The organism is Streptosporangium sp. NPDC000239, assembly GCF_040300765.1.
In the GTDB taxonomy this organism is placed as follows: Bacteria; Actinomycetota; Actinomycetes; order Streptosporangiales; family Streptosporangiaceae; genus Streptosporangium.
This window is the reverse complement of sequence record NZ_JBEPEI010000042.1, coordinates 1-3,593: the sequence shown is the minus strand read 5'-3', so window position 1 is coordinate 3,593 and position 3,593 is coordinate 1. Positions and strand designations below refer to the sequence as shown.

The 3,593-nt window shown below is 72.4% G+C and carries 2 protein-coding genes; both read left to right on the top strand.

What is annotated here, in order from left to right; translation table 11 throughout:
* On the top strand, positions 1–3,395 hold a 3,395-nt coding region (locus tag ABT340_RS42320; protein ID WP_352016605.1), incomplete at its 5' end, for a type I polyketide synthase.
* Positions 3,396–3,401: 6 nt separating this feature from the next.
* The coding region (locus ABT340_RS42315; protein WP_352016604.1) for a polyketide synthase docking domain-containing protein at positions 3,402–3,593 on the top strand (192 nt) is incomplete at its 3' end.

Here is a 3,593-nt window from a genome sequence, read left to right as displayed (position 1 = left end):
CGCTGACCTCCGTCGAACTGCGCAACCGCCTCAGCACCGCCACCGGACTCCGCCTACCGGCGACCCTCACCTTCGACCACCCCACCCCCCAGGCCATCGCCGACCTGCTCGACCGTGAGCTGGCCGGGGAGGCCGATCAGGCCGTGACCGTCGGCGCGGAGTCGGCGGGGGCGGGGCCTCTGGCCGACGACCCCGTCGTGATCGTCGGGATGGCGTGCAGGCTTCCCGGTGGGATCGAGTCTCCTGAGGCGCTGTGGCGGCTGGTCGAGAGCGGGGGCGACGCCGTCTCCGAGTTCCCCACCGACCGAGGGTGGGACGTGGAGGAGCTGTACGACCCCGACCCGGACAAGGCAGGCAAGTCCTACACGCGCCACGGCGGGTTCCTGAGGGACGCCGCCGACTTCGACGCGGCGTTCTTCAACATCTCCCCCCGTGAGGCGATCGCCACCGACCCCCAGCAGCGGCTGCTGTTGGAGGTGGCCTGGGAGGCGTTCGAGCGGGCGGGCATCGACCCGCTCTCGCTGCGCGGCAGCCGTACGGGGGTGTTCGCCGGGATGATGTACCACGACTACGCGCCCCGCCTTCGGGAGATCCCGGGTGATCTGGAGGGGTACCTCGTCAACGGCAGCGCGGGAAGCATCGCCTCGGGACGGATCTCCTACACCTTCGGCTTCGAGGGACCGGCGGTGACCGTGGACACCGCATGTTCGTCGTCGCTGGTGGCGCTGCACCTGGCCGCCCAGTCTCTGCGCTCGGGAGAGTCCGACCTGGCGCTGGCGGGCGGGGTCGCGGTGATGTCGACGCCGACCACGTTCGTCGAGTTCTCCCGGCAACGGGGCCTCTCCACGGACGGGCGGTGCAAGGCGTTCTCCTCGACGGCGGACGGCACCGGCTGGGGCGAGGGTGTCAGCCTGCTGCTCCTTGAGCGGCTGTCCGACGCGCGCAGGAACGGTCACCCGGTGCTCGCGGTGGTGCGCGGCTCGGCGGTGAACCAGGACGGCGCGTCGAACGGGCTGACCGCGCCCAGTGGCCCCGCGCAGCAGCGGGTCATCCGGCAGGCGCTGGCCAACGCCGGACTCGGCCCGGCCGAGGTGGACGCCGTCGAGGGTCACGGCACCGGCACGACCCTGGGTGACCCGATCGAGGCGCAGGCGTTGATCGCCACCTACGGCCAGGACAGACCCGCTGAGTGGCCCCTGTGGCTCGGCTCGCTGAAGTCGAACATCGCCCACACCCAGGCCGCCGCCGGAGGTGCGGGCGTCATCAAGATGGTGCTGGCGATGCGGTACGGCGTGCTGCCCAAGACCCTGCACGTGGAGGAGCCGACCCCGCACGTGGACTGGTCCCTCGGGACGGTCAGGCTGCTCACCGAGGCCCGGTCCTGGCCCGAGGGCGGACGGCCCAGGCGCGCGGCGGTCTCCTCCTTCGGGGTCAGCGGCACCAACGCCCACGTGATCCTGGAGCAGCCGCCCGTCATCGAGGAGGAGGAACCCGTCCGTGAGCCCGTCCAGGCCGCACTGCCGTGGGTGCTCTCCGGGCACGTGCCCGAGGGGTTGCGCGGCCAGGCCGTCAGCCTCGCCACGTTCGTCGAGGGTCGTGACGGGCTCGAACCCGCCGACGTGGCGTACTCGCTTGTCACGACCCGTGGACCGCTGGCCGAACGCGCCGTCGTGGTCGGCGCGGACCGTGAGACGCTCGTCTCCGGGGTGCGTTCCCTCACCGGGGACGGCGCGCTCCCCGACCACGTGGTGCGCGGCACTGCGGACGTCGACGGCAAGGTCGTGTTCGTCTTCCCCGGTCAGGGCGGACAGTGGCAGGGCATGGCCGCCGGGCTGCTGGAGACTGCGCCGGTCTTCGCCGAACGGCTCACCGAGTGCGCCGCGGCGCTGGCGGAGTTCACCGACTGGTCGCTGCTCGACGTGGTGCGCGGCGCGCCGGACGCCCCCGGTCTCGACCGGGTCGACGTGGTGCAGCCGGTGCTGTGGGCGGTCATGGTCTCGCTCGCCGAACTGTGGCGCTCGTACGGCGTCCGCCCCGACGCGGTGGTCGGCCACTCCCAGGGTGAGATCGCCGCGGCCGTCGTGGCCGGAGGGCTGTCGCTGCGGGACGCCGCCAGGGTGGTCGCGCTGCGCAGCCAGGCCATCACGGCGCTGTCCGGCGAGGGAGGCATGGCGTCGGTCTCGCTACCCGCCGCCGAGGCGGAGGCCAGGCTCGCGGCGTGGGGCGGGCGGCTGTCCGTCGGCGTCGTCAACGGCCCGTCCAGCGTGGTGGTCTCCGGTGAAGTCGAGCCCCTGGTCGAACTGCTGGCACAGCTCGACGCGGAGGGGGTGCGCAACCGCCGCGTCCCGGTCGACTACGCCTCTCACTCGGCTCGGGTGGAGTCCATCCACGACGACCTGGTCAAGGCGCTGTCACCGATCGTCCCCCGCACCGGGACCGTCCCCATGCTGTCCACGGCCACCGGGGACTGGATCGACACCTCCGTTCTCGACGCGGAGTACTGGTACACCAACCTGCGGCACACGGTGCGGTTCGAGGAGGCGACCCGGGCTCTGGCCGAGGCGGGGCACACGGCCTTCGTCGAGGTCAGCCCGCATCCGGTGCTCACCGCGAGCATCCACGAGACGCTGGACTCCGGCGACGGGCCGCCCACACTGGTCACCGGGACGCTCCGCCGCGACCAGGGCGGGCTCGACAGGTTCCTGACCTCGCTGGCCGAGGCGTTCGTCCGTGGCGTCCCCGTCGACTGGACGGCCGCGTTCGCCGGAACCGGTCCGCGCCGCGTCGAACTGCCGACCTACGCCTTCCAGCGCTCGCGCTACTGGCTCGACGCGACCCGCGCCTCCACGGTCTCCTCCGTGGTCCCCACCGCGGTGGCCGTGACCGTCTCGCAGGCCGACAGGCTCGCCGGGCTCGGCCCGCAGGAGCGGCGTGAGGCCGTACTGGAGCTGGTGCGGACGGAGGTCGCGGCGGTGCTGCGGCACTCCGACCCGGAGGCGGTCGGTACGGCCACGGCCTTCCGCGAGCTCGGTCTCGACTCGCTGACCGCGGTCGATCTGCGCAACCGGCTCAGGGCGGCCACCGGGCTGCCGCTTCCCACCACGTTGATCTTCGATCATCCGACCCCGGCCGGGGTGACGGGTCACATCCTCTCCCTGCTGCCCGACTCTCAGGAGGACGGCGCCGCTCCCGTCTCACCACTCGCCGCGCTGCGGCGGCTTGAGGAGGCGCTGTCCGGCGATCCCGGTGGACAGGCCGAGGTCCTGGCCCGGCTGCGTGCCCTCGTGACGCGCTTCGACGTGGCGGCGGGCGTGGACGACACGGAGATCGACACGGAGATCGACCTCGACTCCGCGACCGACGACGAACTCTTCGACCTCCTGGACAGGGGCTGATCCGACATGGCCAACGACGACAAGCTGCGCGAGTATCTCAAGCGCTCGATCGCCGAGACCAAGCAGGCCGAGAGAAGGCTGCGTCACATCGAGGCCAAGGCCAGGGAGCCGATCGCGATCGTGGGCATGGCCTGCCGCCTGCCCGGCGGCACCGACACCCCCGAACAGCTCTGGGACCTCGTCTCAGGCGGCCGGGAC